This is a genomic window from Bacillus manliponensis, assembly GCF_000712595.1.
GTDB classification, from domain to species: Bacteria; Bacillota; Bacilli; order Bacillales; family Bacillaceae_G; genus Bacillus_A; species Bacillus_A manliponensis.
The window spans coordinates 131,613-158,552 of record NZ_JOTN01000003.1 but is presented as its reverse complement, the minus strand read 5'-3'; the positions used below and the strand labels follow the sequence as shown (position 1 = coordinate 158,552).

Annotated in this window: 27 protein-coding genes, 1 pseudogene and 1 riboswitch; of the genes and pseudogenes, 4 read left to right on the top strand and 24 right to left on the bottom strand. The window is 35.8% G+C overall.

Annotation, left to right across the window (positions count from 1 at the left end; genetic code table 11):
* Window positions 1-9 precede the first annotated feature (9 nt).
* Window positions 10-603, bottom strand: coding sequence for a YphA family membrane protein (locus BAMA_RS04805; RefSeq protein ID WP_034636665.1), 594 nt, complete (start codon window positions 601-603; stop codon window positions 10-12).
* 117 nt (window positions 604-720) lie between these two features.
* On the opposite strand from BAMA_RS04805, the gene BAMA_RS23765 reads away from it, so the two are divergent.
* Window positions 721-855, top strand: a complete 135-nt coding sequence (locus tag BAMA_RS23765) for a YpzI family protein (protein WP_084157883.1) — start codon at window positions 721-723, stop codon at window positions 853-855.
* A gap of 299 nt (window positions 856-1,154) precedes the next feature.
* Here the strand turns inward: BAMA_RS23765 and fni are convergent, their stop codons facing one another.
* The 4 genes and pseudogenes from fni to BAMA_RS25360 all read right to left on the bottom strand — a co-directional run.
* On the bottom strand, window positions 1,155-2,204 hold the full coding sequence (gene fni, locus BAMA_RS04800) for a type 2 isopentenyl-diphosphate Delta-isomerase (protein WP_034636662.1): 1,050 nt from the start codon (window positions 2,202-2,204) through the stop codon (window positions 1,155-1,157).
* 11 nt (window positions 2,205-2,215) lie between these two features.
* Window positions 2,216-3,364 carry a 30S ribosomal protein S1 gene (gene rpsA, locus BAMA_RS04795; RefSeq protein ID WP_034636659.1) on the bottom strand — a complete coding sequence of 383 codons (1,149 nt, stop codon included), beginning with the start codon at window positions 3,362-3,364 and terminating at the stop codon, window positions 2,216-2,218.
* A 257-nt stretch (window positions 3,365-3,621) separates the two neighbouring features.
* Entirely contained in the window at window positions 3,622-4,299 is a 678-nt protein-coding gene (cmk, locus tag BAMA_RS04790; protein ID WP_034636657.1) for a (d)CMP kinase, read from the bottom strand.
* Window positions 4,300-4,433: 134 nt separating this feature from the next.
* Window positions 4,434-4,604 (bottom strand): annotated as a pseudogene (locus BAMA_RS25360) (DUF5359 family protein); the annotation flags it as partial.
* Window positions 4,605-4,728: 124 nt separating this feature from the next.
* On the opposite strand from BAMA_RS25360, the gene BAMA_RS04780 reads away from it, so the two are divergent.
* On the top strand, window positions 4,729-5,703 hold the full coding sequence (locus BAMA_RS04780; RefSeq protein ID WP_157405953.1) for an asparaginase: 975 nt from the start codon (window positions 4,729-4,731) through the stop codon (window positions 5,701-5,703).
* 23 nt (window positions 5,704-5,726) lie between these two features.
* Here the strand turns inward: BAMA_RS04780 and BAMA_RS04775 are convergent, their stop codons facing one another.
* The 10 genes from BAMA_RS04775 to BAMA_RS04730 form a co-directional block, all read right to left on the bottom strand.
* Window positions 5,727-6,713, bottom strand: coding sequence for a YpdA family putative bacillithiol disulfide reductase (locus tag BAMA_RS04775; protein ID WP_034636650.1), 987 nt, complete (start codon window positions 6,711-6,713; stop codon window positions 5,727-5,729).
* A 233-nt stretch (window positions 6,714-6,946) separates the two neighbouring features.
* Window positions 6,947-7,477 carry a peptidoglycan recognition protein family protein gene (locus BAMA_RS04770; protein ID WP_034636647.1) on the bottom strand — a complete coding sequence of 177 codons (531 nt, stop codon included), beginning with the start codon at window positions 7,475-7,477 and terminating at the stop codon, window positions 6,947-6,949.
* A 78-nt stretch (window positions 7,478-7,555) separates the two neighbouring features.
* Complete coding sequence (locus tag BAMA_RS04765) at window positions 7,556-7,789, bottom strand: DUF3961 domain-containing protein (protein WP_034636644.1); 234 nt, start codon at window positions 7,787-7,789, stop codon at window positions 7,556-7,558.
* 316 nt (window positions 7,790-8,105) lie between these two features.
* Entirely contained in the window at window positions 8,106-9,389 is a 1,284-nt protein-coding gene (gene gudB / locus BAMA_RS04760) for an NAD-specific glutamate dehydrogenase (RefSeq protein WP_034636642.1), read from the bottom strand.
* A 258-nt stretch (window positions 9,390-9,647) separates the two neighbouring features.
* A complete protein-coding gene (locus BAMA_RS04755; RefSeq protein ID WP_034636640.1) occupies window positions 9,648-10,253 on the bottom strand; it encodes a genetic competence negative regulator in 606 nt (201 codons plus the stop codon).
* Between the two features lie 542 nt (window positions 10,254-10,795).
* Entirely contained in the window at window positions 10,796-11,563 is a 768-nt protein-coding gene (locus tag BAMA_RS04750; protein ID WP_034636637.1) for a metallophosphoesterase, read from the bottom strand.
* Window positions 11,564-11,695: 132 nt separating this feature from the next.
* Window positions 11,696-12,178: a LysM peptidoglycan-binding domain-containing protein gene (locus BAMA_RS04745; protein WP_084157879.1), complete on the bottom strand. Its 483-nt coding sequence runs from the start codon at window positions 12,176-12,178 to the stop codon at window positions 11,696-11,698.
* On the bottom strand, window positions 12,141-12,755 hold the full coding sequence (locus BAMA_RS04740) for a CPBP family intramembrane glutamic endopeptidase (RefSeq protein ID WP_415782877.1): 615 nt from the start codon (window positions 12,753-12,755) through the stop codon (window positions 12,141-12,143). The genes BAMA_RS04745 and BAMA_RS04740 overlap by 38 nt, the downstream gene beginning before the upstream one ends.
* Window positions 12,739-14,280: a RecQ family ATP-dependent DNA helicase gene (locus BAMA_RS04735; protein ID WP_034636631.1), complete on the bottom strand. Its 1,542-nt coding sequence runs from the start codon at window positions 14,278-14,280 to the stop codon at window positions 12,739-12,741. Before BAMA_RS04735 ends, BAMA_RS04740 begins: the two co-directional genes overlap by 17 nt.
* The gene (locus BAMA_RS04730) at window positions 14,270-15,331 is read right to left on the bottom strand and encodes a YpbB family protein (RefSeq protein ID WP_034636628.1); all 1,062 of its coding nucleotides are present in this window, start codon (window positions 15,329-15,331) and stop codon (window positions 14,270-14,272) included. The genes BAMA_RS04735 and BAMA_RS04730 overlap by 11 nt, the downstream gene beginning before the upstream one ends.
* Window positions 15,332-15,554: 223 nt before the next feature.
* On the opposite strand from BAMA_RS04730, the gene BAMA_RS04725 reads away from it, so the two are divergent.
* Entirely contained in the window at window positions 15,555-15,803 is a 249-nt protein-coding gene (locus BAMA_RS04725; protein WP_034636627.1) for a ferredoxin, read from the top strand.
* Between the two features lie 82 nt (window positions 15,804-15,885).
* Here BAMA_RS04725 and BAMA_RS04720 read toward each other — a convergent pair whose 3' ends face one another.
* Window positions 15,886-16,464, bottom strand: a complete 579-nt coding sequence (locus BAMA_RS04720; RefSeq protein ID WP_034636625.1) for an ECF transporter S component — start codon at window positions 16,462-16,464, stop codon at window positions 15,886-15,888.
* Window positions 16,465-16,627: 163 nt separating this feature from the next.
* Window positions 16,628-16,769: riboswitch (FMN riboswitch) on the bottom strand.
* Between the two features lie 553 nt (window positions 16,770-17,322).
* Here BAMA_RS04720 and BAMA_RS04715 point away from each other — a divergent pair.
* Window positions 17,323-18,006: a hypothetical protein gene (locus BAMA_RS04715; RefSeq protein ID WP_034636622.1), complete on the top strand. Its 684-nt coding sequence runs from the start codon at window positions 17,323-17,325 to the stop codon at window positions 18,004-18,006.
* Window positions 18,007-18,043: 37 nt separating this feature from the next.
* Here the strand turns inward: BAMA_RS04715 and BAMA_RS04710 are convergent, their stop codons facing one another.
* The 8 genes from BAMA_RS04710 to rluB form a co-directional block, all read right to left on the bottom strand.
* A complete protein-coding gene (locus BAMA_RS04710; RefSeq protein WP_034636620.1) occupies window positions 18,044-18,658 on the bottom strand; it encodes a peptidoglycan DD-metalloendopeptidase family protein in 615 nt (204 codons plus the stop codon).
* A 220-nt stretch (window positions 18,659-18,878) separates the two neighbouring features.
* Window positions 18,879-19,451 carry a cob(I)yrinic acid a,c-diamide adenosyltransferase gene (locus BAMA_RS04705; RefSeq protein WP_034636618.1) on the bottom strand — a complete coding sequence of 191 codons (573 nt, stop codon included), beginning with the start codon at window positions 19,449-19,451 and terminating at the stop codon, window positions 18,879-18,881.
* A 204-nt stretch (window positions 19,452-19,655) separates the two neighbouring features.
* Entirely contained in the window at window positions 19,656-21,395 is a 1,740-nt protein-coding gene (locus BAMA_RS04700) for an ATP-binding protein (protein WP_034637135.1), read from the bottom strand.
* A 32-nt stretch (window positions 21,396-21,427) separates the two neighbouring features.
* Window positions 21,428-22,144 carry a response regulator transcription factor gene (locus BAMA_RS04695; protein ID WP_034637133.1) on the bottom strand — a complete coding sequence of 239 codons (717 nt, stop codon included), beginning with the start codon at window positions 22,142-22,144 and terminating at the stop codon, window positions 21,428-21,430.
* 330 nt (window positions 22,145-22,474) lie between these two features.
* The gene (gene ccsB / locus BAMA_RS04690; protein WP_034636616.1) at window positions 22,475-23,632 is read right to left on the bottom strand and encodes a c-type cytochrome biogenesis protein CcsB; all 1,158 of its coding nucleotides are present in this window, start codon (window positions 23,630-23,632) and stop codon (window positions 22,475-22,477) included.
* A 14-nt stretch (window positions 23,633-23,646) separates the two neighbouring features.
* Window positions 23,647-25,269: a cytochrome c biogenesis ResB family protein gene (locus BAMA_RS04685; RefSeq protein ID WP_034636615.1), complete on the bottom strand. Its 1,623-nt coding sequence runs from the start codon at window positions 25,267-25,269 to the stop codon at window positions 23,647-23,649.
* Between the two features lie 145 nt (window positions 25,270-25,414).
* Entirely contained in the window at window positions 25,415-25,936 is a 522-nt protein-coding gene (gene resA / locus BAMA_RS04680) for a thiol-disulfide oxidoreductase ResA (RefSeq protein WP_034636613.1), read from the bottom strand.
* A 126-nt stretch (window positions 25,937-26,062) separates the two neighbouring features.
* A complete protein-coding gene (gene rluB, locus BAMA_RS04675; protein WP_034636611.1) occupies window positions 26,063-26,791 on the bottom strand; it encodes a 23S rRNA pseudouridine(2605) synthase RluB in 729 nt (242 codons plus the stop codon).
* Window positions 26,792-26,940 lie beyond the last annotated feature (149 nt).

Here is a 26,940-nt window from a genome sequence, read left to right as displayed (position 1 = left end):
AAGAAATTTCTACCCTTCTTTCGCTTGTTTTTTCTTAAACGGTCTACTATAAGGAAAAACATGAACAACACTATATAAAAGAACAAATAGCATCGTCGATACAGAGGCAGTATTCAAGAATGAAAAGCTGCCGATAGCATATGAAACATTCATCGCTTTATACATAAATGTTAAAAATAACTCTCCTTGTAGCATACCGATATACAAACCAAAAATACGCAACGTCCGGTTTCGATATAGTAAAACAGATGCATACACAAGAATGCCACCTAACATCCATGTACGGTCAATTACAATCCATACAGGGTCATACAATTCAATTACGTAAAAAATGGTATAAATCATTGCAATAATAAGCGTACAAACTACCGTGTACAACTTCATCCAAACGGAATAATGGGCAACTCCAAAACATGAAATTCCCATTATAACAAGGGCACTTCCTGATAGAGAAACAGAAAATATAGATAATTGTATTTGCGAACCGATTACAACCAATAGAAGAAATATACTCACACTTAATCGTAATCCATCTTTTTTCAATAAAAACGTTGTAACAATCCATCCTATCCATGCAAAAAAATAGAAATAACTTCCTTCCATTTCATCATCTCCTATTATTTCCAGTATAGGAGGTTTTTATGAAAATTAATCAAACTGAGCTTTTGCATAGTTTTTAAAAATAACAGCAACACTTTATAAGAAGGGGGTGGAAGAAAAATGGGCAAAGATCGTCAAGAAAAAAAACTAAAACAATCACGCCGCGTTGAATCCGACCGTGACCAATCGTTACAATATCCTGGTTCAACAAGGCTTGACACACCAGAGCAAGCAAGAGAACAAAATCGCCATTAAAAAACAGCCAACATATCGTTGGCTGTTTTTTCACATACAAAAGACTCTCATGTCTTGTCTCATTACAAAACTTCAATCAGTGGGGGTTTTCTTCATCCACCACTGATTGTTAGCCCGACCAATCGGGCATTTACATTCAAAATCGAAGACGACCGTTCAAGCACAAGCTAAGCCTTTCTGTGGCGAAGTTTGCTTAGGAGTCGTAACTATATTGGGACTGTTTATCCCTTCTTCGCTTCCCTCAAGTTTTGAGGTGAGAGTCTTACAGCCCGCAAATAGCGGGACAAATATAACTCCCCTTACCTTTGACTATATTTTGTCGTATCAATCCCGCGCTGCGTAAGCCAATGGTATGTATCACCTGCAATAATAAGTGGTACCCTTTGTAACTCAGCAATACTCTTCACACCAAGCGCTGTCATAATGAACTGCAAATCTGTATGTATAATATGAACTTCTTCTGCTAATTTTTCAATGCCTTCATGTATTAATATTCGTAAAAAATGTCCAGCAAATGCTGTAGCTGAAGCTCCTAAAGCTAATGACTTTGCCACATCCATTGCCGTTTGAATACCACCTGAAGCAATAATAGAGAGGTTGTTAGTTGCAGAGGAAACTTCTATTAATGAGGTCACTGTTGGTATACCCCAATCATTAAAATAAGTAAGTGTACGTTGACGGCGCTCATTTTCAATCGTCGCAAAATTAGTACCGCCATAACCGCCAATATCCACAGTTGCAACACCTATAGAAACTAGCTGCTCTGCGGTTTCTTTACTCATTCCAAAGCCTACTTCTTTCACAATAACCGGGACAGGTGCATGTTTTACAATTTGTTCAATTCGTTTTAACGCTCCAGTAAAATCACGGTCACCTTCTGGCATCGCTAATTCTTGAATAACGTTTAAATGAATTTGAATTGCATTTGCTTCAACCATATCAATTGCCAGCCTTGCTTGATCTACCGTCGCTTCACTTCCTAGGTTGGCAATAACAATCCCTTTTTCATTTCGCTTTCTCACAATTTTATAAGATGCTGCTTCTTTTTCATCTTTTAATGCTGCCATTTGTGATCCAACTGCAATTGGCAAACCGTATTCTGCTGCTACTTCTGCTAGTTGTTCATTAATACGTAGTGTCTGCTCTCCGCCTCCGCCAGTCATCGCATTGATAAAAATCGGCGAACTTAAAGAAAGTTCGCCGATCTCTGTTTGAAATGATATACTTTCATAATCTACATTCGCTAAGCTTTGATGAACAAAAGCGATGTCATGAAAACCATGTATACGAGACTGTCCAGTAGAAAGAGCATATTTTATATGATCTAATTTCCGCTTTGCTCTTGCCACACTATCCCTCTTTATTTCTTTAATTTTTTCAACTGTTCTCCAATTAAATCTCCTAATTGGAATGTTGTTGTATCAGAAGTTGGTTCATATTTACTATAATCTTCTGTCTCATTATTTTCTTCTAATGCTTCTTTTATACTTAAAGAAATGCGCTTCTCATCAGCATGAACCTCTAGTACCTTTACCGTTACCGTCTCTCCCATTTTTAACACTTCATTTGGGTTTTTCACATGACGATTTGCAATTTGAGAAACATGAACAAGCCCTTCCACTCCTGGAAGAATTTCAACAAAGGCACCAAATGTTACAAGGCGCTTCACTGTTCCTTCTCGTACATCACCAACTTTTACTGCTTCTCCAACATTTCCCCAAGGTCCAGGCTGTGCTGCTTTAATAGAAAGTGAGATACGCTGCGTATCTGCATCAACAGATAATACCTTCACTTTTACAGTTTGTCCTTGAGCTAGTACATCAGATGGTTGCTCAACACGTTCGTGAGAAATTTGTGAAATGTGTACTAATCCATCTACACCACCAACATTTACAAACGCACCAAAATCAGTTAAACGCTGTACAGTACCTTCTACAACATCACCTTCTTTTAAAGATGAAATTGCTTCTTTTTTTGTTGTTTCTAATTGTTGCTCTACTACTGCTTTATGAGAAAGAATCACACGATTCTTTTCGCGATCTAACTCTACAATTTTCACCGCTAATGCTTTTCCTTTATAGTCAGCAAAATCTTCTACATAGTGTAATTCTACAAGTGAAGCAGGAATAAACCCACGTACACCAAGATCCACAACTAATCCACCATTTACAATATCTTTCACTGTTACATCAAATACTTCACCTGATGTAAATTTCTCTTGCAATGCTACCCATGCTTTTTCTGCATCAACAGCTCGTTTCGATAATACTAAATCATCTTCTTCTAGCTTCGTAATTTTTAATTCAAGTGTTTGATTTACTTCTACAACATCACTTGCTTTTTCAATGTGAACATTTGCTAATTCACTAATCGGAATAACGCCTTCACTTTTACCCCCAACATCAACAAGTACTTGTTTTTCCTCAACTTTTGTTACTGTACCAGTAACAATATCACCAACTTGTAATGCTTTTGTTTCTAGAACTTCTTCATTCATTTTTTCTACCATGAAAATACCTCCCTACTGAAATGGCAAAGCACTTTATGTATATACGAAATGAAAACAAAAGTCTTCATTTGCATGTTATCTGAAATATCTAGAAAATATCCTCTTTTACTAACTTCTAATAAATCAGCAAATTTGTCAAGCAAATTGTCTTATATTATACATGAAACCATTTACGATTTTTATAACTTCATTCTCTATTAATATAATGAAGTTATACATTCTACAATTAAAAATAAGAGAAGGGCTAGTCCCTTCTCTTATTTTGCAACTGCTATTATAACAATACCCATGATTTTTTCTACCACTTCATCAATTGATAAAGAAGTCGTATCTAGTTCAACTGCGTCATCCGCCTTTTTTAATGGGGAAACTTCACGCTCAGAATCTAACTTATCACGAAGAGTGATTTCTTCCTTTAATTTCTCTAAGTCAGACGAGAACCCTTTTTGTATATTTTCTAAATGTCTTCTTTCTGCTCGTTCTTCTACAGAAGCTAACATAAAAATCTTCACTTCGGCGTTTGGCATTACATGTGTACCAATGTCACGTCCATCCATCACAACCCCACCTTGTTCGGCTAATAGTTGCTGGCGACGAACCATTTCTTCACGCACAAGACGATGTTTCGCAACAATTGACACTTGACTTGTTACTTCTGGTGTACGAATCACTTCCGATACATCTTGTCCATTTAAAAAGACAAGTTGCGTTGTTTCATTATACTGGAATGTAATATTCACATTTTCTGTAACTTTCATCAATTGCTCTTCATTCTCAAGATCAATACCTTGCTCTAATGCCGCATACGTTAATGTACGGTACATCGCACCCGTATCAATATAAACATACGAAAGCTTTCTCGCTACAATTTTTGCAACCGTACTTTTCCCAGCTGCAGCTGGTCCATCTATTGCGATCGAAATTCGTTTATTCATTTACGCCACCTCATTATTTCACTTATAAAACATAATGAAAAGCAGGTATATTCTCCCTGCTTCTCTCAGTTTGTTTTACACCGATTTTTATCCTCAACTATTTTAGCACAATCCTGACCATAATCAAACGAAAACCTAATCACCTCAAAAGCATCAATCATTTCACTTTTTAAAACTCCCTCATAATACACAACTTTTGATAAATGCTTTCTTATACTATCATTCATCTGAAGCGATTGTACTATTATTAAACATATCCCTTGGATGATTAACATACGAATGAAATATTTTTCAAGTTTATTCAACAAGGTCGCCCCCTTTACCTTAGTTTCATAATCTCTTATTACTTTTATACTTTTTCATTGTCGAAATATACGAAAACATGGTATGTTCATACTGTATTTTCCACAAGGGAGAGGAGTCACAACATTGAAAAAGATTTTAGTTTTACACACAGGTGGAACAATTGCAATGGAAGAGGATAAAGAAACGGGTGCTGTTCAACCTGGTGCAAAAAATCCACTTTTACAATTCATTCCGGATCAAGGTAAAGATATTGATTTAATAGTGAAGGATGCCTTCCACCTTCCATCTCCTCATATGACACCAAATGAAATGCTACAACTGCAAGTCATGATTGATGAGCGAGTAAAACACGATAACATCGATGGGGTAGTTATTACACATGGTACAGATACTTTAGAAGAAACAGCATACTTCCTTGATTTAACTGTACAATCTGACATCCCAATTGTCGTTACAGGCGCAATGCGTTCCAGTAACGAATTAGGCTCAGATGGTTTATATAACTTTTTATCTGCAGTTAAGGTTGCAAGTAGTGAAGAAGCAAAAGGAAAAGGTGTACTTGTTGTCTTAAATGATGAAATTCACTGCGCAACAAATGTAACGAAAACACATACAAGTAATGTTGCTACATTCCAAAGTCCACAATACGGACCAATCGGAATGGTGACAAAGCGTGGCGTTGTCTTTCACCATGCTTTAGTCCACCACGAAACATATAAAATAAATAAAGTTTCAAAAAATGTTGTCATTTTAAAAGCATATGCTGGCATGGATGATACTTTATTAACGGCTATTGAGCAATTATCAGTAGACGGCATTGTCATTGAGGCACTTGGGCAAGGAAACTTACCACCACGTACTTTATCTGCACTAGAGCGTTTAATCAAAAAAAATATTCCAGTTGTACTCGTATCTCGTTGTTTTAACGGCATTGTACAAGACGTTTACTCTTATGAAGGTGGCGGTAAACAATTAAAAGATATGGGTGTTATCTTCACATACGGATTAAGTGGACAAAAAGCCCGCATTAAATTATTAGTTGCATTAGAAAGTGCACAATGTAATGAAGATATTCAAAACGTATTTTTACATGAATAAAAAATAAGCTGTCGCATGACAGCTTATTTTTGTTCCCTCTCAGTAATCGTTCTCGTAATCCCATCGCCATGGAATCTTCCATTTTCAATAAAAATTTCATTTGCATTATTACCAGCAGCAATAACTCCTGCAATAAAAATACCTTCTATATTCGTTTCCATTGTTTCTTCATTATACAATGGTCTTCCCGTTTCACAATCAATTTCCACGCCCATTTTTGTTAAAAAGCCATGATCCGGATGATATCCTGTCATCGCAAATACAAAATCATTCGCAATTGTATATTCTGCCGAGTCCACTGTATATGTGATAGTGTGCTCTTCAATACATTTTACATGAGCATTAAATTCCATTTTTATCGTTCCATTTCGTACAAGAGCTTCAAACTCTGGTAGAATCCATGGTTTTACACTAGAAGAATACGTTTGCCCTCTATATAGTACCGTTACGCGTGCACCTGCTTTAACAAGTTCTAATGCTGCATCAACACTTGAATTTTTACCCCCAATAACAACTACATCACAGTTAAAGTACGGATGAGCCTCTTTAAAATAGTGCGAAACCTTTTTTAAAGTCTCACCAGGTACATTCATATAATTCGGATTATCATAATATCCTGTCGCTACAACAATATATTTCGCTTCATATTGTCCGCTCGTACCATCTCGTTTCAATGTTTGAACAGAGAAACACCCATTTACTTCTTTTTGCACACTTTGAACACGTTCAAACGTGTTCACACGTACGTCTTTTCTTCTTACCACTTCACGATAATAAGAAAGTGCTTGATTACGTACAGGCTTTCGATTTTCAGTAATAAACGCTACTCCGCCAATTTCTAATCTCTCACTAGAAGAAAAGAATGTTTGGTGAGTCGGATAATTATAAATTGCATTTACAATATTACCTTTTTCAATGACTAGTGGATTGATTCCAGCATTTTGCATGGCGATAGCCGCTGCCAATCCACATGGCCCGCCTCCGATAATAATCGCTGTTTCCCTTTGCATAGTTAACACTCCAGTCTTCTACTCGATGCTCCATTTATCCCGCTATTTGCGGCCATCTCAATCGATTAACAGCCCATAAATGCCCGATTGGCCGGGCTAACACTCAGTGGGGTATGGAGAAAACCCCCACTGAGTGGAGGTTTCACTTTATATCAAACTTGATACAAACAAGAAAAAAACCTACTCTCAGCAGTAGGCACCTATCTTTATTGTATTCATTTTTCATATATTTGTCATCTATACGATACATACATACGATAGACATCCGCTAAAAACTGTTCAAAAGTAATTCCCTGATGTTTCAATACATTTTCCGGATCAATTTTCCGAGTAGGATCCAGCTTTTTATGAGAGACAATATCTCTTTTTGGATTTAAGTTAAACGTATGACATATATGTGCATGATACCATGTAAAGCGTGTATATGCCTCCCAAAAGTTCACATTTCCTCCGTAACAAAGCTCTACGCCAATAGCAGCACTGTTCGCATCTAGTCCATACAATTCATTATCTGCTGGGACGCTATATCTAACGTGATAAGCTACTTCATTAATCGGAATAATCTCTAATATCGTTCGGTCATCTACAAATGTATGAGCTGATGCTTTCGGTTGCACCTCTTGAAAATAATCTCGATTACCAATCGCATTGCTCCCTGGATTACCAGTATCATGACTAACGATAAAACGAACTCTCGAAAGTGCACTTCCAGGACGAGAGCTTCCATGTCCAATATATCTTTTTTCTATCGGGTACATTACCATACAGTATCATCTCCGCTCTAGAAAATTCCCCCTCTCTTATATGTATTCATAAGGGACGTCCCGATAGCAACTTTATTCTTAATACAGAAAATTAAACATATTAGAAACAAAAACCATAAATAGGACAATACTAATCGCCGTTCCATAAAATCCATAAAACCAAACTTGATCTTGTTTCGTTTCTAATCCAAAAAACTTGTTAATCCCTTGTAAAAATGAAGTCTGTCTCTCTTGTTTTTTACGTAAAACCTCTACTCGTTCCATTACGTCAGTTGGCATTACAAAACGTTGTTCTGCAGTCGTCATTTTCATTACTCATCTCTCCCTTTATCTCTTCCGCTTCTCTCTTTAAGGAAATTTTAGCACAAACGTTCCATCAGAACAAGCGTTCTTTTTAGTTTTACATAAAATAAATGATAATCTCCTAAATAACGCCAATAACTGGACCAACAACAAGCAGATCAAATAACAACGAAACATATGCCTTTAAAAACGCTTGAACTACCGTGACTTTTTCAGGCCGACCTTCTTGTAACTATCTTTCTAACTCCATCACTCCTTTCTATATCTTCAACAAAAAAGCCGCAATCCCGATAAAAGGAATTGCGGCTATAGTTCATTTCTAGTATTATACCCAACCTCTGAAGCGACTTGCTTCAGCCATTTTACGTACACCAACCATATAAGCTGCTAAACGCATGTTCACTTTACGAACTTGTGAAGTTTCGTAGATTGCATCAAATGATCTTACCATTACTTTCTCTAGACGCTCTTCTACTTCTTCTTCAGTCCAGTAGAAACCTTGATTATTTTGTACCCATTCGAAGTAAGATACCGTTACACCACCAGCACTAGCTAGTACGTCTGGAACTAGTAAAATACCACGATCTGTTAAGATTTTTGTCGCTTCTAATGTCGTTGGACCATTCGCTGCTTCTACAACGATTTTTGCTTTAATATTCGCTGCATTCTTTTCTGTAATTTGATTTTCAATTGCAGCTGGTACTAAAATATCGCAATCTAATTCTAATAACTGTTCGTTTGTAATTGTATTATTAAATAATTTCGTTACTGTACCGAAACTATCACGACGATCTAATAAGTAGTCAATATCAAGTCCGTTTGGATCATGTAGCGCACCGTAAGCGTCAGAAATTGCAATTACTTTCGCTCCCGCATCATGCATAAACTTCGCTAAGAAGCTTCCTGCATTACCAAATCCTTGAACAACAACACGTGCACCTTTAATGTCAATGCCTCGTTTCTTCGCAGCTTCGCGAATGCAAATTGTTACCCCTTTTGCAGTTGCTGTTTCACGACCATGAGATCCACCTAGCACAAGTGGTTTCCCTGTAATAAAACCAGGTGAATTAAATTCATCAATTCGACTATACTCATCCATCATCCATGCCATGATTTGCGAGTTCGTAAATACGTCTGGAGCTGGAATATCTTTTGTTGGACCAACGATTTGGCTAATTGCTCTTACATATCCACGACTTAATCTTTCTAATTCACGGAATGACATTTCACGTGGGTCACAGATGATACCACCTTTTCCTCCGCCGTATGGTAAATCTACAATACCACATTTCAAACTCATCCAAATCGAAAGTGCTTTCACTTCATTTTCTGTTACGTTCGGATGGAAGCGAATACCACCTTTTGTTGGTCCCACAGCATCATTATGTTGAGCACGATAACCTGTAAAAATCTTAACTGTTCCATCATCCATACGAACTGGAATTTTTACTGTCATCATGCGAACTGGTTCTTTCAATAATTCATATACCTCTTGCGGATAACCTAATTTTTCTAAAGCTTCTTGAATAACAATTTGTGTCGAGTTCAACAATTCAAAATGTTGTTCCTTTTGTTGCGTTTGTGTTTGAGCTCCCTTTTCGGCTACCATAGTAAGTAAACCCCCTGTAATATCACTTGTTTAGTAAACCTTCATTGCTTAGTATACACCCTTAGAATAGGAATGCAAGAGAAAACGTTAACAAATATATACAATTATTTTTAAATTGCAATCGCTTTCATCGTTATTATAATCCTTTTCTTGTTTTTAGAAAAGTATAATAGTTAAAAATTTAATATTTTTAACATAAAATATTTTAATAGAATGATTGAAGGTACAAAAACAACAGTAAAGCCTCATCTAGATAAACTAGCTGAGGCTTTTTTTAGAAATGAAATATTTATAAATTTGTTCAATTGCACTATCATCCATTAACTCTTTTCCATATTCCATAATACGATAAATTGCTACAGTTGAAGAATTTCCAAACTCCGCTAAAATGGCAATCATATCTGCTTTTAATAAAGCCGGTGTTTCTTCTTCAATCCACAAATAAAAACGACCTTCCCAAGAATAAAGCTTGCCGCCGGTCACACCGAGGGGATATAGACGACTTGCTAAAGCAATAACATCCTCTAACGAAGCAAATTCATATAGTATATGTTCACTTTCATCTAAGGTAACTTGCATTTCAATAAATTCGTCACGAAACTCATCTTCAGTATCCGATTCATCATTTTCTTTCGTTACAATAACAACCATCCCTTGTGCTTGCAGTGAAAATACTTCAACTGCAATCGGGCCATCAGCTTCAAATCCAAGCTCTTTATTTGCTTCTTGCATCATATCACGAAATAATTGTTGCACTTTTGGAGCATCTTTCCAAAGGTCTTCTTTTGTAAGCCCTCGCTCTGATAAGTCATCAAACGTTAAAAAGATTTTTATTTTATTATAATTCAAGCGTTCCAACCTCATCTTGTAACCTCCTCACGTAACCGTTGTATCTCATGTTATTATATGAAATAGAGAATAGATGGTTCTTAATAAACAACTATTCCACTATTTCTAACTAGACAATCCAAGCTTTTTTTCATATCTCAAACAACCAAAAGTATTCATTCTGTTCATTTCTTTTCGATGATCAAAACATAGGATAAGCAGGAAAACTGATCATGTGTTCATGAATAAAAAACGAATATTTTTCATGTTATCTTTCACTTTCCTCAGGTGCTTGTCCGAGTATCAATAAAAACTTCTTTTTTCTTTGTAAGTAAATAGTAAAGCATAACAAGCCACATGTACATACCTCATTACATTTTAATAAAACATATATACCTACATAAAACGCTTAGTAAAAAACAAATTGTACTTTACATACTAAAAATGATGACTACCCATGCAAATCTTTCATTTGGAATCAGCTAACAACAAGAAAATTATCTCTTAGTTATATTATATTCTCTCTTCCATAAAGCGTGATTATAAAAATACAATTTTACTAATTCTATACACCGTACTTATTGCTCTTTTTGTAATGTAATCAAATGCGTTTGTGCCGGGGCACGAAACCGTAATGGCACAAGCGTCGTTCCGTAGCCATTACTGACAAATAAAGTTATATGAGAATAATTATAAATACCACCTTTTAAAAAACGCTTAGAAGGAAAAATTCGAATTTGTCCACCATGCGTGTGACCACTTAAAATAAGAGAAATATTCTCTTTTCCATTTATCTTATTTAAAACATCTGGATTATGGCTGACTAAAATACGAAATCCCTCTTCTTTACAATCTGCTAACGCTAAATCCAGACGATCTCGCTTTAATGTCGTATCATCAACACCTAATAGTGAAATCTTCTCGCCATGTTCAGACTCAAATACAACTCTTGTATTATCCAAAATCTTCACTCCACGCTCTAGTAAAAGAGCATCTAGCTCATGATAATCAATTTCATAATCGTTATTCCCCCATACAAAATACACTTGTCCAATCTCATTTAAACGCTTAATGTTTTCTGCTATTCTTTCTAAAGGGACACCTTCTTCAGCTAAATCCCCTCCAATGATAACTAAATCTGCCTCCCCTTTTACCTTTTCAATAATAGAACGAGAAACAATTCTTTTATGAATATCTGAAATAAAGAAAATTTTGACCTCATGAAAACTATCCGGAAAATGTTGGAACGACAATGTATGTTCTAGCACTGTATCACTCATCGCTGACTTATACATAAAATACAAGACAAATATACTCAATCCGATGCCTATACCAATCCAAATCATCTCAATCCCACCCTTCTGAAGAAACTTCACATTTGTAAAGTAAAAACCTTCTACATAAGTATAGAAGGTTCCTTGATAGTAAGAATTTAAAATTATAATTCTAACATAAATAGGTAAAGTATTTTATTTATGTTAGGCCCCCGTTCTTTTTGGAATTTTAAGCACCTGTCCTTGCTCTAATTCATCCCATTCTAGCTCATTATATTTTTTAATAATCTTTGCACCATCTTCATTTGGAAAATACACCTTGCCTATACTTTCTAATGTTTCCCCTTCTTTAACAGTGTGAAATTGAAATTCCCCTGGTTGTCCAGGTTCCTTCACATTTTCCACTCCATCTTTAGAATCGAAAAAAATCTCCTCAAATGCACTTTTTGCAAAGTCATCTTCTTTTTTTTCAGATTTCTTCCAAATATATTCTTCCGTATACCATAGCATACTAATTGGCAATAAAATAAATAATACTGTTAACACACGAACAAAAAAATGTTTAATCTTAAACTTCTTTTTCTTATCCTTGTGTACCTCACTTCGTGGCGGTAAACCTTCTGCTGCAGGTTCTTTTTCTTCATGTTCTTCAAATTGAACAGCTTGTCTCATCACTATGGTCACCATCACTTTCTGTTTGTTTCCGCAATTGAAGCCCCATAATAAAGTCCACAAGAAAATGTGCAAAAATTGTAACTAGCAAGTTACTAGTATATTCAAATACAAATCCAAATAGGGCACTGATGGTTAACACAAAGCAAAACAAAAACGGTTTCGATATATAACGAATATGCAAAACAGCAAATACAATAGTAGCAAATACAAATCCAAAGTGTGTTTGTATTACCCCTCGAAATAAAAATTCCTCAGCGATCCCAATAACAAGCGTAACGATAAACAATTGTATCACGGATATTCCCTGAAATACTCGACTATTAATCCCACCATCATCGAACCATGATTCCGGAAACACCCTCATTGCCACATAATCAAGTAAGATAATAATACCAGCAATTCCGCCTCCTATCAAAACAATACGTAACGGTTCCCAATGTAATAACATAAAAATACTTTGCAGGTTCGGAAAAAGTATATAAGCTAATAGTAAACCAATACAGATAATTATACATTGTGTAATATATAAATTAAGCCGAAGTTCTTTCGGACTTATATTTTCAATACTCCGCTTACGAATACCCATCATTCCTCCGTTCTTTCATTCCAAAAAGCAATTGTAATTCTGTCTCCCAATTATAGCCGAAAACACTTTGTTTTGTCTGACTTTTTTTATACGCTTGTATGTCAATCCCACAATAATCACAACAGTTTTCTAGCCCTTGTCCCTTCTCATAGCCAAACTGCTCTAAAATAGCAGTCCTTCTACAACTCGTTACTTGTAGCCACTTTTTCATGCTCTCTAACTTGTTATACTTACTAAATAAGCGCTTATCGACTTCTTTAATTATATAGCGCATCGCTTCGTCTGATAACAACTCTACAAACAATTGGCTTCCTTGTATAATCCCTATTTTCTGTAAATGATAACGGATAAACCGCCAGTGCTGTTCACTTAATCGTGCAACACCATAACAAATTTCTTCTACACTCTCCATCTGTAATACTTTTTGTAACATCAACTTTTCTTGTAAGAGAGAAAATAAAAATTGAATCTGTTGTTCTCTTGGTAACTCCTCTTCAATAATTGAAATTGGCAAATCATGATCCAATGGACTACATAATAAAATCGCGATACTAGACTCCCCGTCTCTTCCTGCTCGTCCGATCTCTTGTAAATATGACTCTATATTTGTTGGATATTGAAAATGAATAACATAACGTGTATTTGGTTTATTTACCCCCATACCAAATGCACTTGTGCACACAACAACCTCAAGTTGATCCTCCATAAACTGCTGCTGAATTAACATTCGTTCTTCATGATCCATGCCACCATGATAATAAGCAACAGTTCCTACTCCTTCATGACGTAAATACTCCGCCAGTCGTTCTGTCCAAGCGCGACTCGAACAATAGACAATGCCAGGTCCTTGTAAATACTTCACATGTTGCAGTAGTACTTCTTGTTTCTCTTGCATCGTTTGTACAAAATCTACTTTCATTGCAATATTGGGACGATCAATAGAATATACATGTTGTTTAACATCGGTAAGTTTTAAACTACTAACAATATCTTGTAATACTTCTTTTGTTGCTGTCGCTGTTAATGCTAATGTAGGCGGATTCCCAATTGCAGCGATGACACTATCAAGTTTTTTATAATCTGTGCGAAAATCATATCCCCACTGCGAGATACAATGTGCCTCATCTACTACAAATAAAGAAATATGAATTTTTCCAATCTCCTGTAATAACATTGAAGACTGTAACATTTCAGGTGAAACAAATATAAACTTATAGTAGTGAAGCCGTTTTATTGCCTCTTTCTTTTCTGCTACTGTTCGAAAGCTATTTAAAGCAATCGCTCGGTCCTTCACAACATACTTCAGCTGTGATACTTGATCTTCCATTAAAGATAGTAACGGAGAAACAATCAGTACAGTACCGTCTTGTATGAGGCCCGGAATTTGATAACAAAGAGACTTACCTCCACCAGTTGGCAACATTGCAACAACATTTTCTCCATTTATCAAATCCTCAATTACTTCTTTTTGTCCTTGACGAAAAGTATGATAACCAAACCATTCATATAGCACATCCTCAAGTTTCATTTCCATCCCCCATCCTCGCCAGTACAAGACGAATTTCAAAATAGGAGACATCTTCTCCCGTCACTTGTTTCAAAACTCGAAGCTTTCGCGTTTGCAGCTTTTCTATCGTACGCTGTACTTGTTCTATTTTGTCTTTCTCTATAAACTCTTCAATCGAAAAATCATTCTCACGTAACGCAATTTCAACGATGTGATCTTCAATAGTGGCAACTTTTAACTTTCGAATGACTGAAATTTCATCAATGGTTCTTCTTTGTTTTAAGAGCTGATATGTTTTTTGAGTCGAAAAACTTAATAAATTTTCATTTTGCTTTGGATAAGCCATAATGGTTGTTAACAAAGGAAATTCATGCTCCTGTTCTTTCACTGTTTCGATACAAAAATGCAATGTCCCTAACAATACGAGTTGTACGCGAAACGCATCTTGCTCTGTCATATCTCCAAGTTGCTCAGCTGTATAGCCAATACGTTGATATCCTGTTAAACGATATGTAAAGATAACTGCTTCTAACGGCGTAACTTTTTTCAATATACAGTGCAGTTCGCTGTATAGTCTTTCCGCTAATTCTCCTCTCACATACGGCAAGCTAATCAGGAATTTCTTAACCCATGCTGTAACTTCTATATCTTGTTGGATTGGAATAAACCGCTTATTTTCTCTCTGTAAGTTCGATATTGTTTGTACAACAAGTGAAAGCCTTCTCCACAAGTTCCCATCAATTTTTCCGTATTGTAAACCATGTAAATATCGAGGAAAAGAATACGTATCTTTCCATTCCCATAAGCGTTCTTCTCCCTTTTTTGTTAATATATAAGTATTTTCATGTATCATTTCAAGAAATTGTTCGTTTAATAACCACTCAATCTGTTTATCATAATCATGACGTTTTAAAGATTTGTGTACACCAAATAAGAAAGAAATGTGAAACATATTTCCATCCTGCAACGTCTGTGAAGAACGCTTTCCCTTTAAAAGGTGATACACCGAAGATACAGAGCGCTCACCCTTTAATTGCTTTAAACAATACAAAATTGTATAGGCTAACTGCAATACTGTTTCCACCTTTCTTTTTTCATCTTCTTTTATTGTAACAAACTACAAGCTGTTTCGATATTTTGAAAATATGATAAAAAACTAAGAAATCAGTTGACAATCACAATTGATAAGCATTATCATTATAATTTTGTATTGAAAAGTTGAACAAACCGTTTTACAATAAGATTATCATTTATTATGGAATTTTTCTTATTTACTTTTTAGGAGGTAATATAACATGGCAAAATATACAATTGTTGATAAAGACACTTGCATTGCATGTGGAGCTTGCGGTGCAGCTGCACCAGATATTTACGATTATGACGATGAAGGTATTGCATTCGTAACATTAGATGACAACCAAGGTATCGTTGAAATTCCAGATGTATTACTTGAAGATATGATGGATGCAGTTGAAGGCTGCCCAACAGATTCTATCAAGGTTGCAGATGAGTCCTTCGATGGCGATGCATTAAAGTTCGAATAGCCTTTTTAAAAAGCTCCTCTACCGTAAGAGGAGCTTTTTGCATACAAAATAACATCGGTGAGTTCACCGATGTTATTTTTATTTAAGCATTTTTCATTTTTGTAAATACCCATACTTTCAAACGAGAAAATAACGGGATACATACGATTGTTACAACAATTCCTTTTATTATATTAAACGGCAAAATTGCCGTTACAATCATTTTACGCATTCCTTCACTAGACATAGCAGGATAATCTAAAAACCAAGTGTATGCTGGTAAGATAATGAAGTAATTTAACACACTCATAATTACAGTCATTACAATAACACCTAACATAAGCCCTGTTGTTAAGCTTTTTACTGTACGATGCTTACGGAATAAATATGCAGCCGGTAAAATAAATAGACACCCTGCAATAAAGTTCGCCATTTCCCCAATCGGAACTCCCGTCAGACTCCCTTGAATTCCATAGTACAGAATATTTTTAATCGCCTCTACCATTACACCTGCAAGTGGAGTAAAAATAATCGCTGCTAGTAAAGCAGGTATATCACTAAAATCAATTTTTAAAAATGGAGGAAGCCCCGGAAACGGAAAATCCAACATCATTAGTAAATATGCAATACTACTCAGCATTGCTACACTCACCATTTGTACTACACTTCTCTTTTGTTTCATCTTTCTCTCTCCTTTTCCACCGATCTTCTCATGGAAAATGGAAAGGTCATGTTATACCATACAAATTCATCAATAAAAAATCCCTTTGTATATATACAAAGGGGAGAATTCATAGGCATCACAAACAAACGTTCAAGATAGTATCTTTTTTGAACGTTTCAACCTCCATCTTCTCCCATCCAGACTGTACTGTCGGCTTTGGAATCACACCAAATCCTGCCTTAACGGCTCGCGGGCTTAGAACGAAAAATATTTGCTTGTTCATCACCGCCGGTCGGGATTTTCACCCTGCCCCGAAGATAGACCGATATTCTATTTTCCTCCCCATTATACACTAACGAAAAAGAGATGTGAATAAAAAAGCTTATTAAGAATTACAACTTTCAATAAAGTGAAACTTCACTCAGTAGGGGTTTTCTTCATCCCCCACTGAGTGTCAGCCCGACCAATTGGGCTTTTACATGTAAAAGCGAAGACGACTGTTCAAGCACGACAAGCACAAGATAAGCCCTGGCGTGGCGAAGTTTGCCACAGAAAGGATTAACTTGTGGCTCGAGCCCTTAAGATTCGGGCTGTTTATCTCCCACCTAAACTTCTTCGTATTCCCTTCATTTTTGAGTCAGGAGTATGACAACACGCAAATAGCAGAAAAAAACTTGAAAATGCGACAAGAACAAGTAAAAATTCTATTGCTATACACTTCCTTTTTTTGTGAGATTTTGTAGTCTTTTTCCCATGAAAATGTTATGATGTGTTATTGTTACAGTAAGCAAAACTATTTCGCGACCCTTGAATATAAAAAACTTATTGTCCATTCAAAATTCGGTCAAAATGTTTTCTTATAGCGGAGGAACTACAATGAAGAAAGATAAAAAGCAACCAATTCGAGAAATTATGAAAAAGAATCTTAGAAAAGAGTACTTTTATTTGAAAAAAGAACTTCTTTTTTATGCCCCTGTTGTGTTTGGGGAGTTTTCAAACAACACATACTACGCGGCATTTGACACAGATGGTATTAGTATCTACCAATACGATAAACATTCAGAAAGCAAACTAAAATTATGCGAGCGTCATGCTTGGAAAAAGTGGAAAAAAGTTAAAATTGATTATTATTTAACAAAATCACAATTTGTATTTCAAGGAGATCAAAACTTTATTATTTCTATACTTCAAAAAGGTAAAGAGGCGGAGCAAGTTATTGCTGAACAAACCTCTTTAGAAACAGACATTGTTTCTAGACCATTTTGGAGGAAGTTACCCGGGTTTCGTTCAGACACTACATTAAATATGTACATCGGAAGCATCTGTTATACAGCAATCATTGCATTTATATTAAAACTCCTTGTTACGCATAATGCACAAATTGCACTATTTTCTTTTTCACTTGGCTGTATGCTCCTTGGTCTTCTCTGTTTAACGATCGGTTTAATCGAACCAACAATTGTCTTATTTAAAACAGAAGAAAAAACAAGAAAAAAAGTTTTTTATTACTATAGCTATTTAGCTATTTCAGGATTTATATGTGTATTTATTTTTTGGTAAACGTAAAATGAGCTACAATTCGTAGCTCATTTTACGTTTAATTTATATATAACTTTTGTGATGGATATATAGTATCTTGCTGTAAGTGATTTTTTACTTTTAATTCACGAACTGTCATTCCAAACTGATTCGCAACACTATACAACGTATCACCTGCTTGTACAATATAAACAGATGTAGATGCGACTTCATGACGCTGTTCTTCCATTACAAGCAATGGATTAATGGCATGCGTTTTCGCCAATGTCCAACGTCCTTTATGAATCTCCAAATGCAAATGCGCCCCGTAAGATTCGCCTGTGTTTCCAACATCTCCAATAATATGCCCCTTTTTAACTCGCTCTCCTTCTCGAACATATCGCTTATTCATGTGAGCGTACACAGCTTCATATTTTCCATGCTTTATAAACACAACATGGCCGTAGCTATTTGAAAAATATGATTTTTTTACAATACCATCTTGAATAGAAGCAATTGGCGTTCCAACATCAGCAGCAATATCAATACCATAATGCTTACCATCTCTCGTTCCAAAGTAATCACTAATACGTCCATTCACTGGCCATTTCCACTGTTTTTCTTCCGCAATACCGTACGGTTCTCCAATAAAATAAGTACACAAAAAAAACAATATACATGCAAAACGTCTCATGATGAATCCTCCATTGTAAAGTGAAACTTCAGTCCACCCAATCAATTGGGCTTTTCAAAAGCGAAGACGACTGTTAATCTCCCACCTAAACTTCTTCGCATTCTCTCAATTTTTGAGGTGGGACCGCAAATAGCGGGATAAAATAGCCCTTACACCTTCTCTATTGTGGTTCACAGATTGGAAAATTATACAAAAAAAAAGAAAGGATACCCTTTCTTCCTCACTGCTCTTTTTTATTCTGAAAGACAGCCGCACTTCTTTCATACTCTACATCTTTCACATAAGAACGTACATTAATAATCCTAGCTACTGCAAATAAATAATCTGATAATCTATTCATATATTGTAAAACAAACACATTTATGTTATTCGTGTTTTGCAGCGCTACAACTGCTCGTTCTGCTCTCCTCACAACTGTTCTTGCCATATGTATACTTGCCGCTCCTTGACTACCTCCCGGGAGAATAAAACGTTGTAAAGGTGGAGCCTCTTCAGTATATACATCAATCCGTTCTTCCAAAAACAAAATCATGTCGGCTGTTACTTTATAAGAAGCATCCCCTTTTACAATTGCCAAATCGCCTCCACAGTCAAACAATTCATGTTGTATCCTTTCCAACTCCTCATATATATCTTGAAACGTTTCGTCTTGTAACAATGTCATTGCGTAACCAATAAAAGAATTCGCTTCATCAATCGTACCATAAGCCTCTACTCTTATATCATCTTTATTCACTCGGCCACCTACAACACTTGTTTGCCCTGTATCGCCTGTTTTTGTGTACAATTTCATTACTTGATCTCCTTTCTTATACATTCTTTCTTTATACTACCATCCCTACCCTAAAATACAAAAGGCTCTAACATTTGTTGTAAGTGGCCACCCGGCCATACAAACAAAAATGTTAGAGCTTTTCACTAGTAAATTTATATTTTATCCTGCATTAACAGGTTAACAATCAGCAGGGATGAACCCCTTACCAATTGAACTTTTTGTTTATAATACCTTTTCTGGCAAATACACAGAGAAAGTTGTCCCTTCACCAACGACACTGGATACTGTGATTTTCCCATCATGTCCTTGTACAATATTTTTCGCAATCGCTAATCCAAGCCCTGTACCGCCTGCTTTTCCACGTGTACGAGCTTTATCAGCTTTATAAAAGCGTTCAAATAAAAATGGAATGTCCTCTTCTGGAATACCAGAACCTGAATCTTGTACTTCAAATACGATTCCGTCATTTCTTTCCTCAATAATTAACATGACATTTCCATCAACACCGGTATGACGAATTGCGTTATCAATTAAATTTGTTAACACTTGCTCTATTCGATCTTGATCAAATACATGCTGTGTTACCTCACTCCGAAATTCAACACATAATTGGACTTCTTTTTCCTTTGCAATCCCTTGGAACTTACGAGAAATCTTTTCAATAAACGGAATGACTTCTACATCTGACATATGCAGCTCAACACGACCACTTTCCATTCGTGCCAGATCTAACAATTCATTGACAAGCCTTCCTAACCGAAGTGATTCATCATAAATAATTTGAACAAATTCATTTACTTCTTCCTTCGTTTGTACGATATCATCTAAAATTGCTTCACTATACCCTTGCAGCATGACCATTGGTGTCCGTAATTCATGGGATACGTTTGCAATAAAGTCTTTTCTCATTTTTTCAAGACGACGCTCTTCGGTCATATCGCGCAGTACTGCAACAGCACCACGAATTTTCGTTTGATTATAAAGAGGTGTCATCAATACAACGTAATTTCCTTTTTGCAAATTAATTTCGATAACTTGCTCTTGTTCACTTTCTACAACAAGATGGAATAACTTCACAAGCTCAAATGGTAAATTACCGCTAAATTCTTGTTCTTTTTCCTCATGCCATACTTGTAAAAAGTGTTCAGCAGGTGGATTTATAACAACAACTTCCCCTTCTTGATTTAACGTAATAACACCATCAGCCATGCTACTTAAAATACTAGAAAGTTGCTCCTTTTCTTGCTGAAGTGCATTAATATTAAATTTCAATTGCTTACCCATTTGGTTGAAAGCTGTTGCTAATTCTCCAATTTCATCTTGTGAAACCATTGGGGCTTTTGCATCAAATTTACCGCGAGCCAATTCGAAAGCAACCTCACGCATTTTACGAAGAGGCGCTGTAATTCTTGTAGATAAAAAGAAGGCAAATACGGTTGTTAAAATAATTGCAATTCCTGCTGATAAAAAGATAAAATCTGTCGCCTCTTCCATACCTTGTTTTGGTACTTGTAACGACTGATATACAAACACTGCTCCCTCTTCTGATCCACTAAGCGGAATACCAACAATCATAATATCATTTTCAGGATTTCGTTTCGTGTCTCCATCAGGCATCGTCTTCATTTTTTTTACTACTTGTTTGTCTGTCAATACAGATGCCAATTCTTCATCTTTTTTTATATCGGCTAACGTTAAAGTTACTAGTCCTTCTTGTTCTGGTGAAGCTGATACTTGACCATTTCCTTTTACAACGATAATACGAGATAAGGGATCGACGAACTTATAAGCAATGTTCTCAATCGTATGTTCATCTGTGCCTTCTTCAATTAATTCTGAGACACTTGTTGCAACCGTCGTAAGTCTTGTTTCTCCCATTTTTACATAATACGTATCAAAAAACTGAGAAAGTAAAATCGCAACAAACCCTAGCACGAAGGAGACGAGAAGTAAAATTGTCATCCATAACTTTCCAACAACACTTTTCCAAAGCATCAATCGTTCACAACCTCAAATTTATATCCAACACCCCATACAGTTACAATCATTTTTGCCGCATTTGCTGACTTTTTACTTAACTTTTCACGAAGACGCTTCACATGTGTATCAACTGTGCGTAAATCTCCAAAGAATTCATACTGCCATACTTCTTTTAACAATTGTTCACGATCGAACACTTTATCTGGAGCTTTCGCTAAAAATAGTAATAATTCATATTCTTTTGGTGTTAAGCCAACTTCTTGTCCGTCTGCTGTCACCCTGTGTGCATCATTATCAATCGTTAAATGTGGAAAAACGATAACATCTTTTGATGTTGTATCTTGTGCGAAAAATGTTGTTGTTGCAGAGCGACGTAATACAGCTTTTACACGTAAAACCACTTCACGTGGACTAAACGGTTTCACAATATAATCATCAGAACCTACTTCGAACCCTTGAACGCGGTTTACTTCTTCGCCTTTAGCTGTCAACATAATAATCGGTGTCGCTTTTTTCTCACGAATCCCTTTACATACTTCAATTCCATCTTTACCAGGCATCATAATATCTAACAGAATTAAATCATAATCATTTTGCAGTGCTTTTTCTAACGCAATATCCCCATTATCAGCTTCATCAATTATATATTGTTCTCTTTCTAAATACATTTTCAATAAACGACGAATACGTTCTTCATCATCTACAACTAAAATTTTCAGTGTTTGTTCCATTACAAGCCGCTGTGCTCTCATAAGCCACAACGGTTTTACACCTACCTTTCCATCATATCTTGCTGAATTTTCTCGTATTCTTGCTTCTGAGCTGTTAGTTCAATTACATATAAATAATAAAAAGCAAAAGTACCCTTCTATTATTTCACAAGAATACTTAAATTTGTTCTCTTTTTTTCCAATTATATGTATATTTTTTGAACAATCCAGCTCATTCTCGACATCATTTTACAAAATCACCTTCTATTTTGTCACGCTTTTCTCAAAAAAGAAAAGAAATTGACAAAAATAAAATAGGAAAGTGAAATTACTTTCCTATTTTACCTTGCATTATGCATATGAATGTAAACCTGCAATTACTAGATTTACTACAATAAAGTTAAACATAATAATCGCAAATCCGATTACTGCAAGCCAAGCTGACTTTTCACCGTGCCATCCTTTTGATAAGCGTAAATGTAGAAATGCTGCATAAAAGAGCCACGTAATAAGCGCCCATACTTCTTTTGGATCCCATCCCCAAAAACGAGTCCATGCAATTTGTGCCCAAATCATCGCAAAAATAAGTGCACCTAACGTAAAGACAGGAAATCCAATCGCAACAGAACGATAACAAATCTCATCAAGAAGATCACTGTTAGCCTTCTTTACAACCGGCTGAAGAGCTGCCGAAACTCGCTTTCGTAAAATAAGCCTTAGTACAATATAAAGAATTGTCCCAACAAACACTGACCAAATAACAGTGTTTAACTTCGCAGCATTAATAATTGCTGGCATTTCAACAAACGGCTCTAATTTATTTGTTGTAATTAACTTCCCTTCATTTGGCCCAACAAGCGCTGGCAAATGATATACTTGCTCTGCTTGTTGTCCTTCTTTATTTATCCACTCAAACTTCGCTTCATACTTTGTGCTAGAAAAGGCTGTTGTTATCCCGATAAATCCAACTGTACATACAAGAGCATATAATACTACTTCAAGCCAAAACGTTCGCTTACTCCTTACAGATTGATCAACATTTTTTAGTAAGTAAATCACACCTGCAACAAAGCTAATTCCTAAAATAGCTTGTCCCGCGGCAGCTGTCGTTACGTGAATATGTAACCAATAACTATTAAGCGATGGAATTAATGGCGTAATTTCTCTTGGAAACATACTTGCATAAGCAATAAGTAGTAAAGCAACTGGTAATGCGAACAATCCTAGTATGCTTACTCGGTACATAAAATAAATCATAATAAAAGCACCAACAATCATCATTCCGAAGAACGTACCAAACTCAAAGAAATTACTAACTGGCGCGTGACCTGATGCAATCCATCTTAATACAAAATACACCAATTGTGACAGAAATCCTAAAATTGTAATACCAATCCCGATATTTGCCCATTTTTGCCCTTTCTCTTTAATTGCTCCTCCAAAAAAGAGAGTCCCAATTAAATAAAGAATGAACGCAGCAAATAAAAAATTCCCGCTTAGTTCTGCCATAGTTTCTCCCCACCTTAGCTAATTTTTTTCTCATTTACTTTGTCGATCGGTTGTGGAATACTTGTTCCTTCTAATACTTTTTCAATATCTTTTTTCAAACCGAACCAATTTTTATTTGTATGTCCGGCAATCCACCACTCATCTCCTACACGTTGTATCCAAATACGGCGATGATTCCAATACATTCCTTGAACAACACCAATCATAAAGATAATCCCGCCAAGCGCAATAATCTCAAGCGTTAAATCCTTTCGCACAGTAATACCTGTTGCATTTCGCATTTCTACACCTGCAAAGGACATCTTATACAAATTATCACCTTCAGGTTCAATGTTTTGCTGAATACCAACAAAACTTACTTCTCCATCTGGCGTTTCAGGTGTAAACATTTTAAACACAAACGCTGGGTTATTCGGAAACTTCGATTTCGTATTCGGTTGCCCATTTTCATCAAAATAAAAATCTGGGAAGTAAGTTACTAGTTGCAGAGAATATCCGTCTCCTAAATCGTACGATTGTTGTGGATTTGTTAAGTCAACTGTAATTGGGCCCCATTTTTGTCCATCTCCTTTTCTTTGCAAGTGAAAGGACATTGTATGAAATTCACCTTCTTTATAGTTCAGTTGATACAACGCAAAGTTTTCAAACTTAAGCGGTTTATTTACACGAATTTTATAATCTTTTACTTTCTCTAGCTTCGGTTCTTTTCCTGGTACTCGTTCTCCAACCACTTTATATAACACTGCATTCGTTTGATAGTTTTTTGAAAGCATGTTGTTACCTACACGATCAATCGCTTCACCATACACTTCTTTTTCTTTTTCTTTGTTATATACTTCTTTTACAAATTTTTCGTTTTTCAAATAATATTGACCATTCGTTCCTGGAATCACTTTCGTCTCCCCGTCACGAAGCCACATTCCTTCATCTATGTACATACCAGGTACAAACCTGAGCATCGTGCCAAATAAAAAGATAATAAGACCAACATGATTCACATAAGGACCCCATCTAGAAAACCGTCCTTTTTCAGCTAACACATTTCCATCTTCTATACGCACATTATAATTTTTTTTCTTTAAGTTTTGCTCAATATGTGCGATTTCTTCCTCACTCGCTTCCACCGCTCCATATAAGCGCTGCCTCTTTAAAAAGCTCGGATGCCTCTTCACACCTTGCTTATTAAGCGCTTTATATAAAGGAACAACGCGGTCCAAACTACATATAACGAGAGAAACACCGATAGATGCTACTAAAATCATATACCACCAAGAACTATATAAATTATTAAACCCTAGTTGGTAATATACTTGTCCTAAAAATCCGTATTGTTCCTCATAATATTCAGCTGGTGTAACATTTGGTGGAATATACATTTCTTGCGGGAAAATCGTTCCAATTCCTGATGCCACTAACGTAATTACAATAAGCCACACGCCCACCTTCACTGAAGAAAAGAAACTCCAAATTTTATCAATAAATGTTCTCGTATGCGTTAAAGAACGGCGTGCACTTCCTTCATATCTCATATCTAGTAATGTAGTCTCTTTTCCTTCTTCAAACGGCTTTCCGCAAGCTTCACAAAAGATGGTTCCAATTGGATTAATATGTCCACATTCACATTTTACTTCTTTCAATTCGCTCACCGCCTTCTACACTTTCCATAAAATATGTATCTATCATTTACAGTACTCATTATAAATTCTATTTTTTTGTACTACAATTCAATTTACCGAAATACTCAGAATTTTCAAGAGCGATTTTTATTTCACTCTAAAAACTTTACGGTGTAATGAGCTGTAGATACTCCTCAAGTTGCTCTTTTGTTAATGTTCCTGTAATCTTTTTTACAATTTTCCCATCTTTATCAATTAAAAAAGACGTTGGTAACGGTGTTACATTATATGTTTTTAAAATTTCTTGTCCTTTATCAATTGCAACCGGAAATTTCAAATCATAGCGCGCCACAAAGTTTTTCACTGCAAGCTCTGTCTCATCCGCATCCAATGCTAAAATTTCTACACCTTTCTCTTTATACTCGGGATATAATTCATTCATATATGGCATCTCTTTTTCACAAGGCTTACACCATGTTCCCCAAAAGTTTAAGAATACACCTTTCCCTCTAAGGTCTTTTAATTCAATTTCATTTCCATTCAAATCCGTCACAGCAAAATTCGGTGCCTCTTTTCCAATTTGCGCTTTCTCTGTGTCTTTAAAAACACCTTGGTATAGTGTAAAACCAATTGCTACAACTAAAATGGATAAAATTGTAATCCTAAACAATAACCGACTATTCATCATTCTCTCCTCTCTTACATGTGCAAATTAAATTTTCACTTTATTAAAATTGATAATTATTTCATAAAGTGAAAATTTATATACAATCAGCAAGGTAACAACCTCGCCGATTGTATACAATGTTACATACTATCTTGGCTTTGTAGAAGCTAGAGCACGCAGCTGCTTTACTTCATGCGGGGATAGTTCTCTTTTATCTCCCGGGCGAAGTGAACCTAAATGTAAAGAACCATAGCTTTCACGTTTTAGCTTCATTACTTTACAATCTAGCGCTTCAAACATTCTACGCACTTGACGATTTCTTCCTTCATGAATCGTCAGTTGGACAATCGCTACTTCTTTACGACGATCCCATGACAAAATTTTCACACGTGCTGGTGCTGTTTTTCCGTCTTGTAACATAACACCTTTCTCTAACATGCGAATTTTCTCTCCAGTTAATGGACCTTTCACTTTCGCTACATACGTTTTTTCTACTTTATATTTCGGGTGCATTAATATATTTGCAAATTCACCGTCATTTGTCATCAGTAGTAAACCCGATGTATCATAGTCTAATCTTCCAATTGGGAAAATACGCTCTGGAACGTGCTCAAAGAAATCTGTTACCACTTTTCTACCTTTATCATCTGCTACTGTGGAAATAACACCTGTTGGTTTATATAGTAAAAAGTAAACTGATTCTTCTTTTTCAAGAGGAATATTATTTACTTCAACTTTATCTTGAGAAGTTACTTTTGTACCTAGTTCCTTTACAATCTTTCCGTTAACTTTTACTTTTCCTTGTTGAATTAACTCTTCTGCTTTTCTTCTTGACGCAATACCAGCTTGCGCAATTACTTTTTGTAGACGTTCCATTTCTTTTTCACCTCAAATTTATCTTACCTTCATTAGAAAGAGTTGGCAACCATCGCAACCGCTTGGAAAACCTCTTCCAACTTAATAAACCACATAGACATCGTAATAAACTTATAAAGGAAGAAACATGTTCTATTCTTCATTATTCC